This window comes from Mesorhizobium sp. WSM4976 (assembly GCF_029625685.1).
Lineage (GTDB): Bacteria > Pseudomonadota > Alphaproteobacteria > Rhizobiales > Rhizobiaceae > Mesorhizobium.
This window is the reverse complement of sequence record NZ_JARTVT010000001.1, coordinates 323,898-339,124: the sequence shown is the minus strand read 5'-3', so window position 1 is coordinate 339,124 and position 15,227 is coordinate 323,898. Positions and strand designations below refer to the sequence as shown.

At 63.3% G+C, this 15,227-nt stretch carries 18 protein-coding genes; 14 read left to right on the top strand and 4 right to left on the bottom strand.

Annotation, left to right across the window (positions count from 1 at the left end; translation table 11 throughout):
- The first annotated feature begins 131 nt into the window (after positions 1-131).
- The 12 genes from P9272_RS01575 (at position 132) to P9272_RS01520 (ending at position 9,311) form a co-directional block, all read left to right on the top strand.
- The gene (locus P9272_RS01575) at positions 132-1,235 is read left to right on the top strand and encodes an inositol-3-phosphate synthase (protein WP_278158337.1); all 1,104 of its coding nucleotides are present in this window, start codon (positions 132-134) and stop codon (positions 1,233-1,235) included.
- Positions 1,232-1,828 (top strand): histidine phosphatase family protein, encoded by a 597-nt coding sequence (locus P9272_RS01570; protein WP_128259229.1) that lies wholly within the window; start codon positions 1,232-1,234, stop codon positions 1,826-1,828. Before P9272_RS01575 ends, P9272_RS01570 begins: the two co-directional genes overlap by 4 nt.
- Positions 1,829-1,843: 15 nt before the next feature.
- A complete protein-coding gene (locus P9272_RS01565; RefSeq protein WP_278158334.1) occupies positions 1,844-2,944 on the top strand; it encodes a glycosyltransferase in 1,101 nt (366 codons plus the stop codon).
- The gene (locus tag P9272_RS01560; protein WP_128259227.1) at positions 2,944-3,747 is read left to right on the top strand and encodes a sugar phosphate nucleotidyltransferase; all 804 of its coding nucleotides are present in this window, start codon (positions 2,944-2,946) and stop codon (positions 3,745-3,747) included. The genes P9272_RS01565 and P9272_RS01560 overlap by 1 nt, the downstream gene beginning before the upstream one ends.
- A 2-nt stretch (positions 3,748-3,749) precedes the next feature.
- Positions 3,750-4,511 carry a TIGR04290 family methyltransferase gene (locus tag P9272_RS01555; protein ID WP_278158331.1) on the top strand — a complete coding sequence of 254 codons (762 nt, stop codon included), beginning with the start codon at positions 3,750-3,752 and terminating at the stop codon, positions 4,509-4,511.
- Positions 4,504-5,439: a beta-xylosidase gene (locus P9272_RS01550; RefSeq protein WP_278158328.1), complete on the top strand. Its 936-nt coding sequence runs from the start codon at positions 4,504-4,506 to the stop codon at positions 5,437-5,439. Before P9272_RS01555 ends, P9272_RS01550 begins: the two co-directional genes overlap by 8 nt.
- An 18-nt stretch (positions 5,440-5,457) precedes the next feature.
- The gene (locus P9272_RS01545; protein ID WP_278158326.1) at positions 5,458-6,519 is read left to right on the top strand and encodes a glycosyltransferase; all 1,062 of its coding nucleotides are present in this window, start codon (positions 5,458-5,460) and stop codon (positions 6,517-6,519) included.
- Positions 6,519-7,511: a GNAT family N-acetyltransferase gene (locus P9272_RS01540; protein WP_278158324.1), complete on the top strand. Its 993-nt coding sequence runs from the start codon at positions 6,519-6,521 to the stop codon at positions 7,509-7,511. Before P9272_RS01545 ends, P9272_RS01540 begins: the two co-directional genes overlap by 1 nt.
- Positions 7,508-8,422, top strand: a complete 915-nt coding sequence (locus tag P9272_RS01535; protein WP_278158322.1) for a class I SAM-dependent methyltransferase — start codon at positions 7,508-7,510, stop codon at positions 8,420-8,422. The genes P9272_RS01540 and P9272_RS01535 overlap by 4 nt, the downstream gene beginning before the upstream one ends.
- A gap of 59 nt (positions 8,423-8,481) precedes the next feature.
- Complete coding sequence (locus P9272_RS01530) at positions 8,482-8,700, top strand: hypothetical protein (protein WP_278158320.1); 219 nt, start codon at positions 8,482-8,484, stop codon at positions 8,698-8,700.
- Positions 8,701-8,843: 143 nt separating this feature from the next.
- Entirely contained in the window at positions 8,844-9,029 is a 186-nt protein-coding gene (locus P9272_RS01525) for a hypothetical protein (protein ID WP_128259221.1), read from the top strand.
- 135 nt (positions 9,030-9,164) lie between these two features.
- A complete protein-coding gene (locus P9272_RS01520; RefSeq protein ID WP_278158318.1) occupies positions 9,165-9,311 on the top strand; it encodes a hypothetical protein in 147 nt (48 codons plus the stop codon).
- 25 nt (positions 9,312-9,336) lie between these two features.
- On the opposite strand, the gene P9272_RS01515 is transcribed toward P9272_RS01520, so the two are convergent.
- The 4 genes from P9272_RS01515 to P9272_RS01500 all read right to left on the bottom strand — a co-directional run bounded on the left by P9272_RS01515 (position 9,337) and on the right by P9272_RS01500 (position 12,950).
- A complete protein-coding gene (locus tag P9272_RS01515) occupies positions 9,337-9,897 on the bottom strand; it encodes a sigma-70 family RNA polymerase sigma factor (RefSeq protein ID WP_128259220.1) in 561 nt (186 codons plus the stop codon).
- 155 nt (positions 9,898-10,052) lie between these two features.
- Entirely contained in the window at positions 10,053-11,294 is a 1,242-nt protein-coding gene (locus tag P9272_RS01510; RefSeq protein WP_278158315.1) for an amino acid permease, read from the bottom strand.
- Positions 11,291-11,977, bottom strand: a complete 687-nt coding sequence (locus tag P9272_RS01505) for an amino acid permease (protein ID WP_278158313.1) — start codon at positions 11,975-11,977, stop codon at positions 11,291-11,293. The genes P9272_RS01510 and P9272_RS01505 overlap by 4 nt, the downstream gene beginning before the upstream one ends.
- Before the next feature lie 136 nt (positions 11,978-12,113).
- Positions 12,114-12,950, bottom strand: coding sequence for a universal stress protein (locus P9272_RS01500; protein WP_278158311.1), 837 nt, complete (start codon positions 12,948-12,950; stop codon positions 12,114-12,116).
- Between the two features lie 159 nt (positions 12,951-13,109).
- Between P9272_RS01500 and P9272_RS01495 the strand changes: the two genes are divergently transcribed.
- Together P9272_RS01495 and P9272_RS01490 are read left to right on the top strand one after the other, a co-directional pair.
- A complete protein-coding gene (locus tag P9272_RS01495) occupies positions 13,110-13,508 on the top strand; it encodes a c-type cytochrome (RefSeq protein ID WP_128259217.1) in 399 nt (132 codons plus the stop codon).
- Between the two features lie 66 nt (positions 13,509-13,574).
- Complete coding sequence (locus tag P9272_RS01490; protein ID WP_278158309.1) at positions 13,575-15,134, top strand: bifunctional aminoglycoside phosphotransferase/ATP-binding protein; 1,560 nt, start codon at positions 13,575-13,577, stop codon at positions 15,132-15,134.
- The last annotated feature ends 93 nt before the right edge of the window (positions 15,135-15,227 follow it).

The following is a 15,227-nucleotide window of genomic DNA, read 5'->3' as shown; positions in this document are numbered from 1 at the left end:
CGCCAACGCGAAGCGGCGCCTGTTTGATCCGAAATCAGGCTCAGCAATTTTTCGCGGCGCGAAGGAACATTCGCGACCGCTCCCGGTTCGGCGGCGAGGAACTTACCTCCAACCAAAGAGGCAGCGGTTTCGTGACATCGAAGAAAGTTCGTATCGGCATCGTCGGCGTGGGTAATTGCGCGTCATCGCTTGTGCAAGGTCTCTCCTACTATCGCCACGCCAACGGCAACGAGCCGATCCCCGGGCTGATGCATGCCGATCTCGGCGGCTACCATGTCGACGATATCGAGGTGGTCTGCGCCTTCGACGTTGCGGAAAACAAGGTTGGGCGCGATGTGGCGGAAGCGATCTACACCGCGCCCAACAACACGTTCCGTTTCGCCGACGTCGCACCGACCGGGGTTCGCGTAGAGCGCGGCCCGACCCTCGACGGCATCGGCAAGTATCTCCGGGACGAGATCCCGGAGTCCGGCGAACCCGTTGCCGATGTTATCGCGCGGCTCCGGGAGAGCGGGGCCGAGGTGCTGATATCCTATCTTCCCGTTGGCTCCGAACAGGCCACGCGCTTCTATGCAGAATGCGCGCTCGATGCCGGCTGCGCCTTCGTCAATTGCATCCCTGTCTTCATCGCGTCGAGGCCGGAATGGCGCGAACGCTTCGAGGAACGCGGCCTTCCGCTGGTCGGCGACGACATCAAGAGCCAGGTCGGGGCAACCATCGTGCACCGGCTGCTCGCCAATCTCTTCCGCGAGCGCGGCGTGCGCATCGACCGCACCTATCAGCTCAACTTCGGCGGCAACACCGACTTCCTCAACATGCTCGAGCGCGAGCGGCTGGAATCGAAGAAGATTTCGAAGACGCAGTCCGTCACCAGCCAGATCGACGTCCCGCTCGAGGCCGGCAACATCCATGTCGGACCCAGTGACCATGTCCCGTGGCTGACCGACCGCAAATGGGCCTATATCCGGGTCGAAGGCACCACCTTCGGCGGCGTGCCACTCAATGCCGAACTCAAGCTGGAGGTTTGGGATTCGCCCAATTCGGCAGGCGTCGTCATCGACGCCGTCCGCTGCGCGAAGCTTGCCCTCGACCGCGGCATTGCCGGCGCGCTCACAGGACCCAGCAGCTACTTCATGAAGTCGCCGCCGCAACAGTTCACCGACGCAGAGGCGCGCCTGCGCACGCTCGCCTTCATCGCCGGCAATGACGAGCCGATGCTGGACGCCGCCGAATGACCACGACGTTCCACCTCATTCGCCATGCGGCGCATGATCATGTCGGCTCATACTTGGCCGGGCGGCTCGAAGGCGTTCGCCTCGGCGAGGCCGGCCAGGCGCAGGCGTTGCATCTCGCGCGGCGGATGGCGCGAGAGCCGCTCGCCGCGATCTTGAGCAGTCCGCGCGAGCGCACGCTGGAAACGGCGAAGCCTATGGCGATCGCTTGCGAGATTGAGAAGATCGCGATCTGCAAGGAACTCGACGAGATCGACTTCGGCGAATGGTCCGGCAAGACCTTCGAAGAACTGAACGGCGACGCAAGCTGGCGGCTTTGGAACGATCAGCGCCAGAGCGCCCGCACGCCGAGCGGCGAGACCATGCTGGATGTCCAGCACAGGATCATCGGCCTGATGGACGCGCTGCGCGAGAATGGACAGGGTCAATGCATTGCGCTTGTCAGCCATGCCGATGTGATCAAGGCGGCTGTCTGCGCGATCCTCGGCCTACAGCTCGGCGATTGCTTCCGCTTCGACATCGCGCCGGCCTCCATCACAACAGTCGTCCACGGCGACTGGGGCTCCAAGCTGATCCGTTTGAATGAAATCGCCTGACGGGAGCGGCAACCGATGCGAATGGTCATTTTCGGCCTCACCGTCACATCCTCGTGGGGCAACGGACACGCCACGCTCTGGCGCGGACTGATCGGCGCGCTGGCGCCGCTTGGCTGGGCGATCAGCTTCTTCGAACACGATAGGCCCTATTATGCCGGCACCAGGGACATCGACCGGCTCAATGGCGGGAATATTGTTCTCTACGCAGACTGGGAGAACATCCGCCACGAAGCCGAAGCTGCGATACGGGAAGCCGACGTCGTCATCGTCACCTCCTATTGTCCCGATGCCGTCGACGCCACGCGGATCGCGAATGACAGCTGCCGCGGCCTGAAGGTGTTTTACGATCTCGATACGCCGGTGACGCTGGCAAGCATCGAGCGAGGTGATCACCCGGCCTACTTCGAGCCCAAGGGATTGCGCGATTTCGACCTGGTCCTGAGCTATACGGGAGGGCCGGCGATCGACACACTGAGGAGCATTCTTGGCGCGCGCCATGTTCTACCGCTTTATGGCCACGTCGATCCTGACCGGCACCGGCCGGCGCAGCCAAGGTCCGAGTTTGCCGCCGACCTGTCTTATCTCGGGACCTATGCCGAGGACCGGCAGGCGGCCGTGGAAACACTGCTTGTCGCTCCAGCGGCCCGACTGCCGAACCGCCGTTTCGTCATCGGCGGGGCGCAGTACCCGCAGGACTTCCCCTGGAGCAGCAACATCTATTTCGTCAGGCACCTGCCCCCCGCCGACCACCCGGCGTTTTTTTCGTCCTCGCGCCTGACGCTCAATGTCACCCGTGAGGCGATGGCGCGACAGGGCTGGTGCCCGTCGGGCCGTCTGTTCGAGGCGGCCGCTTGCGGTACCGCGATCATCTCCGACGAGTGGCCCGGGCTCGACAGCTTCTTCACGCCGGGCAGCGAAATTCTTTTGGCGCACAGCACCGGCGATGTCGTTGCCGCGCTAGGCCTGTCGGACAATGACATCGCGGCGCTCGGCCGCCGCGCCCGGGAGCGCGTCCTCGACGAGCATACCTCAGCCCATCGCGCTGCCGAACTCGACCGCATCCTGAACGACGCTTTCGCATCCATGTCGAGGGGCACAATGGAGGAAGCTGTCTGATGTTGGGCATCGTGCCTGCCGCGGGGCGCGGCAGCCGCATCCAGCCGCTCGGCTTTTCCAAGGAGCTGCTGCCGGTCGGCAGCCGGCTCGACGGGCAGACCGAGCGCCCATGCGCGGTGAGCGAATATCTGGTGCGGCGGATGGTGCGTAACGGCGTCGACCGCATTTGCTTCATCATCGGTTCGGGCAAGTCGGACATCCTCGAATATTACGCCGCCGGCTACGGCGACGCCGCGGCGATCTTCGTGGCGCAGCCGTCTCCGGTCGGACTCTGCGACGCGATCTTCCGCGCGGCGCCGCTTGTGACGCCCCAAGAAACCGTCCTGATCGGCTTGCCCGACACGATCTGGTTTCCTGAAGACGGCTTCTGCCGCCTAGCCGACGACCGGCTGTCCTTCCTGATGTTTCCGGTTGATCGCCCGGAACTGTTCGATGCCGTCGTCCTCGATGCGACCGGGCGTGTCGAGCAGATCCAGGTCAAGCAAGCGGACGTCGCCACAAACTGGGTCTGGGGCGCCTTCAAGATGCCGGGCCGTATCTTCCATCGACTGGCGGCCCTGTGGCGACAGCGCGACGGCGTCGACGAGTATTTCGGCACTCTGGTCAACGCCTATCTCGCCGGCGGAGGCGAAGCTTACGGCGTCAAGGCCGGGACGGCCTATGTCGATGTCGGTACCTTCAACGGCTATCGCACGGCGCTCAGGCTGCTCGAAAGCAACGATGCCGTCCAGGATAAGACCCTGCCGATCTTCGCATCGCAGGACCGTTCGGCAGTGCCAACCGTTCCAGGCGAAGGAGCTTAGCCATGCTGCATTCCAGCACGGAAATACGTCGCCGCATCGACGAATTGGGGCCGTGGTTTCACAACATGGAGCTGGCGGGCGTGGAGACCGCTCCCGATCATTTCCTCGGCAACTATCCGCTGATCAAATGGCGCAAATTCGCGGAAGCCATTCCGACTGATCTGTCGGGCAAGTCGGTGCTCGATATCGGCTGCAACGCAGGCTTCTACTCGATCGAAATGAAGAAGCGCGGCGCCGATCGCGTGCTTGGAATCGACTTCGATCAGGCCTATCTCGCCCAAGCGCGTTTCGCCGCCGAGATCGCCGACTGCGACATCGAATTCCGGGAACTGTCGGTCTATGACGTCGCCTCGCTCGGCGAGCGCTTCGACATCGTGCTGTTCATGGGCGTGCTCTACCACCTGCGCCACCCGCTGCTGGCGCTCGACCTGATCCGCGCCCATGTCGCGAACGACCTGATGATCTTCCAGTCGATGCAGCGCGGCAGCGGCAAGGTCCTGCCGCTTGAACAGGACTACCATTTCTGGACACGCGACCTCTTTGATCAGCCTGAGTTTCCGAAGCTGCATTTCATCGAGCATCGCTATGCGGACGACCCAACCAATTGGTGGATTCCGAACCGTGCCTGCACCGAAGCGATGCTGCGCAGCGCCGGTTTCGAGATCCTGCTCCATCCGGAAGACGAGGTCTATTTCTGCCGCGCGTCCGGTGAACCGACCGGCAACGCCGCCGTCTATCCTTCGAAAGGAGAGACCCATGATTGAAGCCGCCATGATCTGGAACGAGCCCAACAACAAATCGCACTGGGACCCGGAGCTCGACCCGGACTGGAGCCGTTTTGCCACAATGGCGACCTTGGCGGCCGATGCGATCGGCCGGGCAAATCCTTCCATCACAAGGGTGCTGGGCGGTATCTCGCCGATCGATGCCGGCTTCATGACGCGCATGAAGGAGTTCGGCGTGCTCGACCATGTCGACGCAGTCGCCGTGCATGGCTTCCCGCTCGACTGGAACCTCTGGCAAATCCACGAGTGGCCTCACAAGCTCGGAGAGATCGCGACGGTCGCCGACATTCCGGTGTGGATCAGCGAAGTCGGTGTGTCGACCTTCGGCGCCGAGGAGGTGCAAGTCTGGGGCTTGCGCCGGACGGCGGAGCTTTTGCTCGGACTTGCGCCGCGCGTTCAGTGGTACAGCCTCTATGATCTGCCGCGCTCCTGGGAAGCGACGACGCGCCATCGGGAGGCGGAAGGTTCGTCCTACTACAGGCACTTCTACATGGGCCTGCTTCGCGAGGACGGCACGCCCAAGCCGGCGCTCGAGGAATTCGTGCGCCACACCCCGCAAATGGGCCTGGTGCAGTGGTTCCACTACGAGGACCATCGGCTGGACGACGCTGTTGCGTGGATGGAACGTCTGGGTGTCACCCACCTGCGCACGGGCCTGTCTTGGGCCGACAGTTTTCGGCCGAATGCGCTGGACTGGTTCGACCGCCAGATGGAAGCGCTGGCCGACTTCAACGTGACGGTCACCTTCTGCTTCACGCCGGAACATCGGGGCCTGCAGCCTCATCACACCAGCCCGCCCCAGATCCCCGAGGAATTCGCCGAGTTCTGCGCGGCGATGATCCGCCGCTACGCTCCCGCGATCGGAGACGAGATGGCGGCGACGCAGGGCATGTCGGCGGCTTGGTGAGGCCCGGCTCGATCGGCCATGACACTGACTGTTCTCAACGTCGCCTATCCCCTCGCGCCCGTCGGGCCGGATGCGGTCGGCGGCGCCGAGCAGGTGATGTCGGCGCTGGACCGGGCGCTGGTTGAGAAAGGCCACCGTTCGGTTGTCGTCGCCTGCCAAGGGTCAAGCACGGCCGGCGTCCTGGTGGAAACGCCAGCCGAAGCGGGCGTGCTCGACGAGGCGGCGAAGAACCGTGCCCATAAAGCGCATCGTGACGCGATCGCAGCCGCCCGGGCGCGCTGGCCGATCGACGTCGTTCACCTCCACGGGATCGATTTCGACGCCTATCTGCCCGACGACGGTCCTACCCTGGTGACATTGCACCTGCCGCTGGGCTGGTACCCGCCCGAGATGCTGGCGACGTCACGCGAGGACCTGTGGCTGCATGCAGTCTCGCAGGCGCAGCACCGGACGGCGCCGGCGGGATCGAGACTTGCACGACCCATCCCGAACGGCGTCGACGTCGATGCGCTGAACGAGCTCCGATCGCGACGCGATTTTGCGCTGCTGCTCAGCCGCATCTGCCCTGAAAAGGGCATCCATCTCGCGATCGAGGCAGCCAAGCGCGCCGGCGTGTGCTTAGCGATCGCCGGCCAGGTCTATCCGTACGAAACCCATCTGCGCTATTTCGCCGACGAAGTTCGCCCTCGGCTCGATCGGCAGCGGCGTTTTCTCGGGCCACTCGGCTTCTGGGCCAAGCGGCGCCTGCTCAACACCGCCCGCTGCCTGGTCATTCCTAGCCTTGCGCCCGAAACAAGCTCGCTTGTAGCGATGGAGGCGCTCGCCTGCGGCACGCCGGTCGTCGCGTTCCCGAACGGTGCCCTTCCCGATGTCGTCCAGCATGGCAGGACCGGATTCCTGGTCAATGACATCGAGGAGATGGCAAAGGCCATCGTTGCTTCCGGAGCCCTGAACCACGAGGCATGCCGTGCCGAGGCGCGTCGCCGCTTCTCGCTTGAGCGTATGATCACCTCCTACATGGATGCTTACGAAGCGCTGGCAAAGCTTGGCACCCGTCATCCCCTGCTGGGAACCGGCTGATGGGCGGTCTGTGCACCGAGATCATTCGTGACGCGAGAGCATTCGAGGACCTGGAGCCGCATTGGTGGCGGCTTTGGCGGCAGAGCATCTCGGCCACGCCGTTCCAGTCTCCTGCCTGGCTCATCCCCTGGTGGCGAACATTCGCGCCCGGCGACCTTGCGGCCATTGCCGTGTGGAGTGGAGACGTCCTCGCTGGCCTGGCACCACTCTATGTCGAAAGGGATGATCGCGGCCAACGCCTGCTCCCCATCGGCATCTCTCTAAGCGATTACCTCGACATCTTGTGCATGCCGGAGCTGGAGGCGGAGGCTGGCGCCGCCATTGCCGACGCGGTGCTCTCGCTCGAATGGTCGCAATGGATCCTGCCCGACCTCTCGGCCGATGCCATGTCACTGAGTCTTGAGCTGCCGAATGCACAAGAGCGCCGGTCGATGGCGCACGCCACCTGTCCCGTGCTGCTGCTCGACGGCGATCAGACCCTGGCCCGCTCGGTTCCGGCGAGACGAAGACGCCAGTTGCGCCGGGCCGAGCGAGCGGCCCGGCGAAGAGGGGGCGTTGTCGTCAGCCGCGGCGAGTCCGATCCGCAGAAATTTCTCGACAGGCTGACCCGGCTGCATGGCGCGCGCTGGGCGGACCATGGCGGGGGCGTGCTGTCCGAGCTGGCTGTGGAATTTCATCGCAGGGCCCTGCCGCGGCTTGCCGATAGCGGCCTGGCGCGCTGCCTGACGATCCAGATCGGCGATGCCGTCGTCGGTGCCTATTACGGATTCCATTGCCGCGACCGAGCCTATGCTTATCTCGGCGGTTTCGATCCAGCCTATGCCGAGGAAAGCCCCGGCGCGATTCTGATCGGTCACGCGATCACCGCAGCCGCTGGCGAAGGCGCGCGGGAATTCGACTTCCTGCGCGGCCGTGAAGGCTACAAATATGGCTGGGGCGCGAACGACCGGTGGACAGCGCAAAAGGTGTGGACGCGGAGCGCGCACCCGTGACCGCCGTGAGGCAAAACGGCGCGATTGCCAGGCGCCTGATCGAGGATTGCATGGCGGACGAACTTTCCGTCGACAACGCGCTGGCCAGACTGGCCGTCCATATCGATCAGACGACCAGCGCATCGCAACTGGCGGATATCGCCATGGACATGTGCCCGAGCCATGTCCTCCAGCGATGCTGGCTAGAAGAGATCGCCACGATGCTGCGTGACAAGCCCTCCGCCTTCGACGGCGTCCGCAGGGCCGCCGCCTGCGTGTCGCATGACCGCGCCAACGGCGAAACGGCCGCCATGACCGTCGAGCGGCTGGCCGCCGGCTTCGATCGGGCGGCGGCCATCTCCCCGGCAGCCAGCGTGCAGCTGTCGTCGCTGGGTGACGAGGACAGGCTCTCGGCCACAACCGGCGAGATTGCCTCGTGGCTGGACCGGCAAGGCGTGCTCGGCGCTCACAAGCACATGTTGGACATCGGCTGCGGCATCGGGCGCCTCGAACATGCGCTTGGCGCCATGGCGGGGTGCATCGTCGGCATCGATATCTCGCCTAGGATGATCGCCATCGCGCGCCGGCGGTGCGCCGGCGTCGCCAATGTGGAATTTCGCCTGACCTCGGGCCTGGATCTCGGTGACTTTGCCGATCAAAGCTTCGACGACGTGCTGGCTCTCGACAGTTTTCCTTACCTGGTACTTGCCGGTGTTGCCGAGCGGCATTTCGGGGAGATCGCGCGCGTGCTGCGCCCAGGAGGAATGGCGGCAATACTCAACTATTCCTATCGGACACCGCCGGACATCGATTCCAGCGATATCAACCGTCTTGCCCATGCATACGGCATGGACGTGTTGGTCGACGGCGCAATGCCTTTCGGCAGTTGGGACGGCACGGTCTTCCTTATCCGCCGTGGCGGCGGAACATAACGCGCGGGCGGCAGTTCGGTCGCCGAACAGTTTCACGCAGGCAGCCCGGGAGAAGAACAATGGCAACCGGCGGTAAGAAGCATATGGGCCGGGGCAGCCAGGGCAAGGGTTCCGGTAGCGGAGCGAGGACGACGCTCGCAAAGGACATGGTCGGGGAGAACGAGGTCCTGTCCAACCGTGACAAGAAGCAGCATACGGAGCAACGCGGCCTCGACGGCAACCGGATCAAATCCGATCAGTACCAGGATCACGCGGCGAACCGTCTCCCGAAGGACTGAGCGCATGCTCGCGGATCGCGTTTTGCCCGGAAATCCGAAGACAGCAATCCGGAAATCCCGCAGCTTGCGGCGAGCGCCTTGCAAAGATCGGTCGGGTATGCCTCAGTGAGATCTGAAGGGGCCTCTATTGTTAAGAGAATGCGATGTCTCGCCGGAGCCAGCGCGATCTATGCGCCCAGGCAATCCAGAGCCTGGACCAGGAGATCGCGTCCCTATTGATCGCCATCGAGCGGGAGAAGGTCCCTGACCGACTGACCAGGCTTGCACTCGAACTGCAGAACGCGCTGGTCGAAAAGCGCAAAGGCGATATGACGGGTGAGTGCGACTGAGGGAAATCACCGGCAAGAGTGCAGCATCCCCTGAGCGGGTCGAAGGCAGTCGCAGTTCCCCGCTGTCGCTGCGCCAGCGCGATCAGTGGAACATTAACATAAGTGAATCGTTGTAGCCGATTGGGAGTCATCCCGATGGCGCAGGATGGCAGAACTCCGGAAGTGGACGAACTCGTTCGGCGGCTGGTCGCAACGACGGGCATCACCGAAGCGCAGGCGCTTGAACTTGTTTCCCTGCTCAGCCTGAATTGGGCCTCGTTGATGAGAGAGGCGAAGGTCTGAAAGCCGCTCAGCGCCGGTAGGCTGGCTAGCGCCTTGCACCTTCAGTGTCCCAATGGTCATCCGAAAATTGACGTCGTCGCTCGATCAGCGCCTGTGGCGAGCTCTCCCCGAGGAACTCCAGCACACCGGCACGGGCACGATTGAGGCGGCTCTTAACGGTGCCGACAGCGCAACCGCATATCTCAGCGGTTTCTTCGTAGCTTACGCCCAGCACGCCGATCAGCATCAGAACCTCACGCTGATGGGACGGCAGCTTCTGGATGGCTTGATGCACTTCCTTGCTTTGGACGGACCAATCCTGCGACGGCTCCGAAATGGGCCGACTGGAGGCGCAGTCAAGCAGCCCGGGCGCCTCCCTGGCCGCTGCTTTGATACGTGTGTAATGCGTGTTGCGCATGATCGTGAACAGCCAGGACTTCAGGCGCGTGCCCGGCTCGAACTTGTCCAGGTTGGCAAGCCCCTTGGTCAATGTCTCCTGCACGAGATCGTCGGCGTCGTCGGGCACCCGACAGAACGTTCGCGCAAAAGCCCGCAAGGCAGGAATGAGATCGACGATGGAGATCTCACCGGCGTCAGGGTTCGACAAAATAGGCTCTCTGGGTGACAATTTTCCGGGCCTAACAAGCAGCAGTGGATGAGATGCAGACTAGGGAGAATGCCTGAGAAAAAGGAACGTTCCTATTTTCCATCGCCCGGCCGAAACTTTTGGCCAAGCGGCTCGATCGAGGGGAGCGGCACCATTCAATGCGTCACTTCGATCCTCGGCTCCTCGATGTACCAGGGCATGGAAATGATCACGATGTCCGATCCGCCGAACTCGAGCAGTTTGGCGTGCAGTCGGCGGGCGCGATGGGTATGCAGAACATACTGCCACCAATTGGGCGGCACGACCTCCGGGAGCAGCACCGCAATGGTGCGGCCACCGAACTCGCCCCGCAGCGCCCTGATCTCCTTCAGCAGCGGCTCGTACATCAGCCGGTAGTCGGCATTTAGGAGAACGAGGCGGGGCGGGCGCAGGCCAGCCGCCTTCGCCGGCGCTTCCACATCCTTCGACCACCTTCCGCGAATTGCGCGCTCTTCGTCGCTCACTTCACCCGACAGCCGCGCCACATGGACGGCAATGACATCTCTCGACAACTGAAAGGCAAAGCTGAGCGCCTTGTCCGCCATCCTGTTCCATTGCTGGGTCACGACGAGAACGACAGGCCGTTGAACATTGCCGAGATTGAGCTTTCCGGGCTCGCGCAAGCCGGCCTCAAGATGATCGTAATAGCGCCGCACCAGCCGCAGGAGGATGATCACCAGAGGAATGACGATCACCGTTATCCAGGCTCCTTCCCTGAATTTGGCGATAACGATCACGACGAGCGCCAGGGCGGTGATGGTGGCGCCGAGCGAGTTGATCGCCAGATGAATGCGATTGCCTGCGCGGTTCAGGCCTTTTTCCGTGCGCAGCGCCCTCACCCAATGCAGCACCATGCCGGTCTGCGACAGCGTGAAGGTCAGAAAGGCGCCGATGGCGAAGAGCGGGATCAGGTGGTCGGTGATGCCGTCAAACACCACCAGCAGCAGCCCCGTGGCAAAACCGAGGTAGAGTATGCCGACAGAGAAAACCAGCCGGCGGCCAACCATCGCGAATGGCTTGGGAAGATACCCGTCTTCAGCCACCATGCGGCAAAGGCGGGGAAAATCGACGAAGCTGGTGTTGGCAGAAAGCGCGAGCACGCAGAGCAGGCTGCCGACGGCAATGTAATAGAAAACACCGTCGCCGACCACGGCATGCGCAAGCTGCGAAAGAACGCTCTGATAGCCGTCCTTCTCCTGGTCCATCGCGCCGATGCGATAGCGTGCCGACAGGAAGGCGATGCCGCCGAGCAGAAGCCCCAGGATCAGGCAAATCGCCGCCAATGTGCGGCGGCCGTGCCTGACGGGCGGATCCTTGAAGGCGGTCATGCCGTTGCTGACCGCCTCGACGCCGGTCATCGCCGTGAGCCGCTGGCGAAGGCGTGCATCAAGAGGAGCAGGCTCACGCTCTCGGTCGGCTGCTGTAGCGGCGGCGGCGGAATTGCCGGCGACGGCTGACCGCCCGACAGGCTCGCCTTCCAGACGCCGATCGCCAGTATTGTCAGGAAACTCACCACGAAGAGATAGGTGGGCAAGGCAAACAGGCGGCCGGAATCGAGCGTGCCGCGCAGGTTGACCACGGTCACCAGGAGCAGGATGCCGAGGCAAAGCCAAAGCGTGTAGGCGTGGAGCGAGGGCAGCGCGGAAACCAGCGCGCCGACGCCGGCCGAGATGCCGACGGCGACATTGAGCACGTAGTCGACCATCAGCGCGGAGGCGGCGAGCAGGCTGGCGTTACGGCCGAGGTTTTCGCGCGAGACAATGTAGGCGCCGCCATTGCTGGGATAGGCCGCAATGGTCTGGCGGTAGGAAAGATAAAGGACAGCGAGCAGGCCGACTATGGCGCCCATGACGGGGCCGATATAGCCGAGACCCGCCGCGCCGAGCGGAATCAGGATCGTGAGTGCCGCTTCCGGACCGTAGGCTGAAGAACCCAGCCCATCGAGACCCATGGCCGGCACAGCTTCGAAAACGCCGATCTTGCGCTGCGACTGTTCCTGATTGGCCAGCCGGCGGCCGAGAATCCATCCAAGTATCGACATAGCGCGATCCGAGAAAACGTCTCCCGAAGAGCGCGGAGGGAAGAATGTTCCTCGACAATGGCTTGCGATCTGAGCGCGGCTGGAGGCGCTTGGCGGTTGGTCGGAGGAAGACGGCACCTTTCGGCGAATGCGCCTTTCAACGCGCCATAAGAACCGCCAACCCCGGGTTCTCGATCATGGACTTGGTGACGCCGCCGAAAATCCGCTCGCGCAGCCGGGAATGAGCGTAAGCCCCCATGACCACGAGTTCGGCGCCGGTGTCGGTCGCATGCTGGCGAAGAATGTCGGCGACAGAATGGCCCGAGCTCGGCAGGCGATCGACCGCGACCTTCACGCCATGCCGGGAGAGATAGGCCGCCACATCCGCTCCCGGCTCCGCGCCATGATGCCGTTCGTCTTCGATCGGATCGATCGTGGCGATGCGGACCTCATCGGCGGATGACAGGATGTCGAGCGCCTCCCGCACGGCGCGCGAGGCTTCCAGGCTGGCGTCCCAGGCGACAAGGACGCGTTTCGGTTTCAATGTCGCGCGCGCTCCCTGAGGGACCAGCAGGATAGGCTTCCCGGACGAGAACAGGCTGCCCGCAAGGACCTTATCCTTGAGCAAGCCGCTTGCTAGCAACTCCGGTCCGACGATGGTCAGGTCTGCATAGCGGGCCCGCCGACCGATGATCTCATCCGTCCAGGACTGCTCCGGGTATTCGCTGCTGAGGTCGGCCGATACGGGGCTTTCCGACAGCATCTTGGATATCGCCGAGCTGCGCTTCTCCAGGGTTTCAATTTCGGCCTCGCGCTCCGCGAGCCAAGCCGGCGAGACCACCGCTGCATATTCTCCCCCTGACGGAGGCGCCGCGATGACCACGACAAGCACGGAGAGATGCGCGTCGATTTCCTCACACAGACCGGCTGCGAGCCTCAGATCACCATCTCCGTGATCGGGTCCGGTAATCGTGAGCAATGTCTTGAATGGCATGGCGGCCGCTCCTTGTTCGAGAACACGGAATGCAGCCGTAGCGAGCCGGTTGGGATTCTTCCTTGCGCTGAATCAAATCGCCCCTCGCAAGATTGATCCCGGTCAACGTGCATGCGCGTCGCATGCCTTAGCCTGACATCGATGGCTGGAGGCAGATCAATGAGATTCCGGACGACGATTGGTCTTTTGGCGCTGACGCTGAGCGCCGCGGCGGCGCAGCAGATGAGCAATGGACAGCAGGAATACCTGAATTCCTGCGCGGTCTGCCACGGCGTGGACGGTAAGGGCGACGGGCCCATGGCCGATGAACTGCGCAAACGCCCCGCCGATCTGACGATGCTGACGAAGCGCAATGGCGGGGAATTTCCCTACTGGCGGGTCTACGCCACGATCGATGGTCGCGGCCTCGTCCCGGCGCATGGCGCGCGCGACATGCCTGTGTGGGGCAACCAGTTCCTGCCTGACGACGTGAAGCGTTACGGTCCCTACGGTGGAGAGGCCGTGACCACGGAACGCATCCATAACCTCGCCGGTTACGTCCAGACGCTTCAGCGTTAGCGAATCCCGCAAGACTTCGGTCCGGATGGCCGAATGATGTGCAACCAGGGCCAAGGACATACCCGAATGATCACCGAGAACCAGGATGTCGTGGTCGAGATGCTGAAGAACCCCGCCAGCTATGGCGAGGTTGGTCCGGTCGAGACGATCGAAACGCACATTTCCCGAATCTTCCTCGTCGGGCGGCGCGCGTTCAAGATGAAGCGGGCTGTCAAGCTGCCCTATGTCGATTTTTCGACGCCGGCGTTGCGGCTCGCCGCGTGTGAAAAGGAAGTGGAGCTGAACTCCAGAACCGCGCCCGGCCTCTACCTCGATGTCCACCGCATCGCACGCGTGGGAGCCCGGCTTGCCCTGGATGAGGCGGGAGAACTGGTCGACGCCGTCATTGAAATGGTACGCTTCGACCAGTCCAAGCTCCTCGATCGCATGGCCGCAGCGGGGGAGCTGACACCCGCGCTGATGACAGGTGTGGCCCGCATGATCGCGCATTATCACCGCGGCGCCGAAGTGATCCATGCCGGCAGCGGGTCGGCGAATATCGGCGGCGTTCTCGAAATCAATGCGGCCGGATTTGCGACAAGTCATGTGTTCGACGGAAGGGAGATCGAAACGCTTAACGGGGCGTTTCGCGACACCCTCGCCCGCCATGCCGGCCTGCTCGACCGGCGCGAGGCGGCCGGCCGGGTCCGACGCTGCCATGGCGACCTGCATCTGCGCAACATCTGCATCTTCGATGGCGAGCCTCGTCTGTTCGATTGCATCGAGTTCAATGATCAGATCGCCACCGTGGATGTCCTCTATGATCTCGCATTCCTGCTGATGGATCTGTGGCATCGGGGGTTTCCACAATTCGCCAATCTGGTGATGAATCGCTATCTCGACGACGCCGATGACGAAGACGGCTTCGTGCTCCTGCCTTTCTTCATGGCGGTGCGAGCGGCGGTGCGCGCTCACGTGACCGCGACGCAGGTCGAGGAAGGCAGCCGGGACTCCGCAGGGCTGATTGCCGAAGCGCGATCCTATTTCCAACTCGCGCAAGCCCTGCTGGCCGAAACGCCGCCTCGGCTCGTCGCAATCGGCGGCTTGAGCGGCTCGGGCAAGACGACGGTCGCCGAGGCGCTCGCCCCTCAGATTGGCGCGCCGCCCGGCGCCCGGATCGTCGAGAGCGACCGAATCCGCAAGGCCATGCATGGCGTGGCGGCCGAAACGAGGCTGCCGGACAAGGCCTATCGGCCCGGCGTATCGGAACGCGTCTACCGCCAGATAGCCTGGCTCGCGGAGCTCGTCCTTGCCGAAGGCGGCTGCGTCATCGCCGACGCGGTCTTCGACAGGCCGGAGGATCGCGACAGGGTCGAGCGCGCAGCGAGCGGGACTAACGTCCCGTTTGCGGGATTTTGGCTGACGGCAGATCCGTCGGTGCTTTGGCGCCGGGTCAGCGAGCGCAAGGGCAGCCCCTCCGATGCCACGGTCGACATCCTTTCGCGGCAATTGCAGCGCGATGCCGGTCCGATGACCTGGCGCAAGATCGAGGCCAACCGCAAGGTGGCCGAAATCACAGCCGAGATGGTGGCCTCGATCGATGGCGCTGTTTCATCCTCGGCCGGCTTCAGGAAGACCGGATCATAAAGCTGTCTCCCGCTTAGAGCAATTCCAGGAAAGTATGTGCGGTTTTCCGTCAAGAATTGCGCCAAAACAAGAAGATAGAGCGTTTCACCGTTT

Excerpts from the sequence above, each read along its gene's own strand:
- P9272_RS01495 (WP_128259217.1), top strand. The coding sequence starts at position 13,110 with ATGAGATTCCGGACGACGATTGGTCTTTTGGCGCTGACGCTGAGCGCC.
- P9272_RS01500 (WP_278158311.1), bottom strand. The coding sequence starts at position 12,950 with ATGCCATTCAAGACATTGCTCACGATTACCGGACCCGATCACGGAGAT.
- P9272_RS01530 (WP_278158320.1), top strand. The coding sequence starts at position 8,482 with ATGGCAACCGGCGGTAAGAAGCATATGGGCCGGGGCAGCCAGGGCAAG.
- P9272_RS01570 (WP_128259229.1), top strand. The coding sequence starts at position 1,232 with ATGACCACGACGTTCCACCTCATTCGCCATGCGGCGCATGATCATGTC.
- P9272_RS01545 (WP_278158326.1), top strand. The coding sequence starts at position 5,458 with ATGACACTGACTGTTCTCAACGTCGCCTATCCCCTCGCGCCCGTCGGG.
- P9272_RS01540 (WP_278158324.1), top strand. The coding sequence starts at position 6,519 with ATGGGCGGTCTGTGCACCGAGATCATTCGTGACGCGAGAGCATTCGAG.
- P9272_RS01550 (WP_278158328.1), top strand. The coding sequence starts at position 4,504 with ATGATTGAAGCCGCCATGATCTGGAACGAGCCCAACAACAAATCGCAC.
- P9272_RS01520 (WP_278158318.1), top strand. The coding sequence starts at position 9,165 with ATGGCGCAGGATGGCAGAACTCCGGAAGTGGACGAACTCGTTCGGCGG.
- P9272_RS01560 (WP_128259227.1), top strand. The coding sequence starts at position 2,944 with ATGTTGGGCATCGTGCCTGCCGCGGGGCGCGGCAGCCGCATCCAGCCG.
- P9272_RS01505 (WP_278158313.1), bottom strand. The coding sequence starts at position 11,977 with ATGTCGATACTTGGATGGATTCTCGGCCGCCGGCTGGCCAATCAGGAA.
- P9272_RS01525 (WP_128259221.1), top strand. The coding sequence starts at position 8,844 with ATGTCTCGCCGGAGCCAGCGCGATCTATGCGCCCAGGCAATCCAGAGC.
- P9272_RS01555 (WP_278158331.1), top strand. The coding sequence starts at position 3,750 with ATGCTGCATTCCAGCACGGAAATACGTCGCCGCATCGACGAATTGGGG.
- P9272_RS01510 (WP_278158315.1), bottom strand. The coding sequence starts at position 11,294 with ATGACCGGCGTCGAGGCGGTCAGCAACGGCATGACCGCCTTCAAGGAT.
- P9272_RS01565 (WP_278158334.1), top strand. The coding sequence starts at position 1,844 with ATGCGAATGGTCATTTTCGGCCTCACCGTCACATCCTCGTGGGGCAAC.
- P9272_RS01490 (WP_278158309.1), top strand. The coding sequence starts at position 13,575 with ATGATCACCGAGAACCAGGATGTCGTGGTCGAGATGCTGAAGAACCCC.